Source organism: Pseudomonas sp. CM25, assembly GCF_013179705.1.
Lineage (GTDB): Bacteria > Pseudomonadota > Gammaproteobacteria > Pseudomonadales > Pseudomonadaceae > Aquipseudomonas.
In genome coordinates, this window is the sequence record NZ_JABMCW010000632.1 from 1 (window position 1) to 1,419 (window position 1,419).

The window sequence follows — 1,419 nt, forward strand, 5'->3', positions numbered from 1 at the left end:
TGCCTTTGTGCAGCGGGTATTCGGCGGTGGTCTGGGTGATCACGCGCTGGCCTTCTTCACTGGCCATCCAGTTGAGCAGGGCCTGGGCTTCCTTGGGGTGCTTGCTGGCCTTCACAGCGGCAGCGCCGGAAATGGTCACCAGGTTGCCGGCATCGCCATCAGCCAGGTAGTAAAGCTTGGAGTCGAGCTTGCCGCGCTCGCGCTCCAGGGCGTACCAATAGTAGTTGTTCACCAGGACGGCAGCGACTTCGCCTTTTTCTACGGCCTTCAGGGCGACCATGTTGTTGGTGTAGGTCTTGCCGAAGGCTTTCAGGCCGGTCAGCCATTCTTCAGTGGCTTCGCGACCATGCATTTTCAGGATGGCCACGGCCTGTTCCTGGAATGCGCCGCTGGTCGGAACGTAGCCGACGCGGCCGTCCCATTCAGGGTCGGAAAAATCCATGACCGTGGTCGGCAGGTCTTTTTCGTCGATCTTCTTCGGGTTGTAGACCACCACCCGGGTACGTGCGGTGACGCCCATCCAGGTGCCGTTGGCGCCTACGTATTCCTTGGGCAGCATGTTCAGCGTGGCGTCGTCGATCTTCGCCAACAGGCCCAGCTCGCCCAGGTTGTTCAGCGGTGGAGATTCTTCGGTATAGATGATGTCGGCGGGCGAGCGCTCGCCTTCCTCGATGATCTGGCTGGCCAGCTGGTTGCTGCTGCCTTTGCGGATATTGATGTGGATGCCGGTCTTGGCCTCATAGGCCTTGGCGATGGCCTCGCCGATTTCCTTGTGCTGACCGTTGTACATGGTCAGGGCGACCGGGGCGTCTGCCATGGCGGCCGGAGCGCCGATGACCAGGCTCAGCACGGCGGCGGCCAGGGTACGCATCAGCGGTTGCGGGCGGATCGTCATGCGGGTACTTCCTCGCTTACGGCTACATATTTGGAAACAATGGTAAACGAAATCGTTTCTCAAGTGGCCGGGTGACGAGAAATTCATGCTCAGACCATGGTCAGTGCCACACAAGGCATGCGCACGTGACGCCTGTCGCGGAGGAGGGGCCTACAAAAAACGCAGGCAAGAAAAAACCCACTAGCAAGCTAGTGGGTTTTTTGTATGGTGCCCAGGAGAAGACTCGAACTTCCACGACCTTGCGGTCACTGATACCTGAAACCAGCGCGTCTACCAATTCCGCCACCTGGGCAAAGCTTTACATCATCTGGTGAAGGCGACTATCGTTCGCTTCACACAGTAGTAACAGATCCTTGGTCATCTGTTACTTGAAATACTTGGTGCCCAGGAGAAGACTCGAACTTCCACGACCTTGCGGTCACTGATACCTGAAACCAGCGCGTCTACCAATTCCGCCACCTGGGCACACATTCGAGATTACTTGATGCTTTACAGCGCCGCTCATCTCTACTACAACTTCGGGG

At 57.9% G+C, this 1,419-nt stretch carries 1 protein-coding gene and 2 tRNA genes; all 3 read right to left on the reverse strand.

Going from position 1 to position 1,419, the window contains the following annotated elements:
* A partial coding sequence (locus tag HP546_RS30195; RefSeq protein ID WP_172233524.1) for an extracellular solute-binding protein occupies window positions 1–895 on the reverse strand: 895 nt, incomplete at its 3' end.
* 205 nt (window positions 896–1,100) lie between these two features.
* Window positions 1,101–1,187: transfer RNA gene (locus HP546_RS30200), tRNA-Leu, on the reverse strand.
* 86 nt (window positions 1,188–1,273) lie between these two features.
* A tRNA-Leu gene (locus tag HP546_RS30205) sits at window positions 1,274–1,360 on the reverse strand.
* Between the last annotated feature and the right edge of the window lie 59 nt (window positions 1,361–1,419).